The sequence below is a fragment of the Streptomyces sp. NPDC006265 genome, assembly GCF_040613555.1.
Classification (GTDB): Bacteria; Actinomycetota; Actinomycetes; order Streptomycetales; family Streptomycetaceae; genus Streptomyces.
On sequence record NZ_JBEXSH010001022.1, the window covers coordinates 1 to 2,923 of the forward strand.

The window sequence follows — 2,923 nt, forward strand, 5'->3', positions numbered from 1 at the left end:
GGTCGAGGCCGCGCTCGCGGGCGGCGTCCACCACCGCCCGGGCCAGCGGGTGCTCACTGGGCCGCTCGGCGGCGGCCGCCAGTGTCAGCAACTCGCCCTTGTCCAGGCCGGATCCGGGCAGTGGCCGCACGTCGGTGACCCGTGGGCTCCCCTCGGTGAGCGTGCCGGTCTTGTCCAGGGCGACCGCGTCCACCTGGCCGAGCCGCTCCATCACCACGGCCGACTTCACCAGCACGCCGTGCCGCCCGGCGTTGGCGATGGCCGACAGCAGGGGCGGCATGGTGGCCAGCACGACCGCGCACGGGGAGGCGACGATCATGAACGTCATGGCGCGCAGCAGCGCGTCGGTGAGCTGCGCGCCGAAGGCGAGCGGCACCAGGAAGACGGCCAGGGTCGCGGCCACCATGCCCAGTGAGTAGCGCTGTTCGACCTTCTCGATGAACAGCTGCGTGGGCGCCTTCGTCTCGGACGCCTCCTGCACCATGCGGACGATGCGGGCGATCACCGAGTCGGACGCGTCGCGCTCGACCCGGACGCGCAGCGCGCCGGTGCCGTTGAGGGTGCCCGCGAAGACCTCGTCGCCCCGCTCCTTCGGCACGGGCAGCGGCTCGCCGGTGATGGTCGCCTGGTCCACCTCGCTCGCCCCGTCCAGCACCCGGCCGTCGGCGCCGACGCGCTCGCCGGGGCGTACGAGGACGAGGTCGCCGACCGCCAATTCCTCCACGGAGACGGCCCGTTCACCGCCGTCGGGGCTCAGACGGGTGGCCGTGGCGGGGGCCAGGTCGAGCAACCCCCGGACGGAGTCGGCGGTGCGGGCCGTGGCCAGTGCCTCCAACGCGCCCGAGGTGGCGAAGATGACGATGAGCAGGGCGCCGTCCATGACCTGCCCGATCGCGGCGGCACCCAGCGCGGCGACGACCATCAGCAGGTCCACGTCGAGCGTGCGGTCCTTGAGGGCCTTGAGCCCCTCCCATCCCGGCTCCCAGCCGCCCGTGACGTACGACAGGGCGTACAGCGGTCCCCATGTCCAGGCCGGGCCGTCGGTCAGCTGAAGGGGCAGCGCGAGCAGGAAGAGGACGGTGGCCGCGGCGGCCCAGCGCGCCTCGGGGAGGGCGAGGACGCGGGTACGCCGCCGGGCCACCGGGCGGGTGCGTGCGGGCTTCGCCCGCTCGACCGGCTGCGGCGTGAGCGTGGAGGTCATCGAGGGTCCTTCTGGCGGGGGCGCGTGGCCCCTTCACCATACAGGAACACATGAAGACTGATTCATGTCTTCATTCCCTCTCCGCTCCGTCCTGGGGTGCGGGGGGCAGCGCAGCCTGTCCTTGGCCGTGTAGTAGGCACCGCCGAACGGCAGGAACCACGCGGTGCCGTTGCAGAAGGGGACTCCGCGCCGGCCGGCGCGGTGGAAGTCGCAGTCGATCTGTTCGGTCCGCGTGATCCACGCGCGACTCCGGCCCCGCCCTCCCGAAGCGCGGTGCCGGCCAGGATCCCGGCTCGGAGGGCCGAGACGTACCGGTGCCCCCTCCACCACCAGGGCCCTTCTGATGGATCTCCGTGGAGGAAGGAGCGGTGTTCGGTGCGTGCTCTCGGCGTGCCGGGCGGAAGCCCTCGTAGCGGAGTTACTAGGGCTTTTGTCCGGTGCGGCGAGTGGGGGTACCCCCTGCTCGAGCGGAGTCGAGAGCTTGGGGGAGCGTGCCGGGCATCGCGACGCCGCGGAGATCCATCAGAAGGGCCCTAGCGCACGGGCACGGCCACGTACTGGTACTCCAGGAACTCGTCGATCCCGACCCGGCCGCCCTCGCGTCCGAGTCCGGACTGCTTGACCCCGCCGAACGGGGCAGCCGGGTTGGAGACGAGGCCGGTGTTCAGGCCGACCATGCCCACCTCCAGACCTTCGCTGACGCGCAGGCCCCGGTCCAGCCCCTGGGTGAAGACGTAACCGACCAGCCCCCAGGGCGTGTCGTTGGCGCGGCGCAGGACCTCGTCCTCGTCGTCGAAGGTGAGGATCGCGGCGACCGGACCGAAGATCTCCGTGTCCATCAGACGGCTTGTGGGGTCGACACCGGCCAGCACGGTCGGCGGATAGAAGTTGCCGGGTCCTTCCGGCCGGCGGCCGCCCACGAGCACCTCGGCACCCCGCTCCACCGCGTCGGCCACCAACTCCTCCACCTTGGTGCGTCCGGCCGCGTCGATCAGCGGGCCGACGTCCACGCCGTTGCGGGTGCCGGGCCCCACCACGAGCGCGCCCATCCGCCGGGCGAGTCGGCGTCCGAATTCGTCGGCCACCGACCGGTGCACGAAGAAGCGGTTCGCGGCCGTGCAGGCCTCCCCCATGTTGCGCATCTTCGCGACCATCGCCCCGTCAACGGCCACGTCCAGGTCCGCGTCGTCGAAGACGATGAACGGCGCGTTGCCGCCCAGCTCCATCGAGGTGCGTACGACGGTGTCGGCGCACTGGGCGAGCAGCAGCCGGCCCACCGCGGTGGAACCGGTGAAGGACAGCTTGCGGATCCGGCCGCCGCGCAGCAGCGGCTCGCACACCTCGCCGGCACGGGAGGTGGTGACGATGTTCAGCACCCCGTCCGGCAGGCCCGCCTCCTTGAGGATTCCGGCCAGCGCGAGGCTGGACAGCGGGGTCTGCGGGGCGGGCTTGAGGATCATCGTGCAGCCCGCCGCGATCGCAGGGCCGATCTTGCGGGTGCCCATGGCCAGCGGGAAGTTCCACGGCGTGATCAGCAGGCAGGGGCCGACCGGGCGGCGGGAGAGCAGCATGCGGTTCCGGCCGTCGGGCAGCACACCGCAGCCACCGTCGATCCGCACGGCCTCCTCGGAGAACCAGCGGAAGAACTCGGCCGCGTAGGCCACCTCCCCCCGGGCCTCGGCAAGCGGCTTGCCCATCTCCGACGTCATCAGGTGGGCCAGC

2 protein-coding genes are annotated in these 2,923 nt (G+C 72.2%); both read right to left on the minus strand.

Features of this window, described 5'->3' with window-relative positions:
* Window positions 1–1,201 (minus strand): heavy metal translocating P-type ATPase (locus ABZ281_RS44530; protein WP_356663996.1); only part of this gene is annotated, 1,201 nt, incomplete at its 3' end.
* Between the two features lie 533 nt (window positions 1,202–1,734).
* Window positions 1,735–2,923: NAD-dependent succinate-semialdehyde dehydrogenase (locus ABZ281_RS44535; protein ID WP_356663998.1), on the minus strand; the 1,189-nt coding region annotated here is incomplete at its 5' end.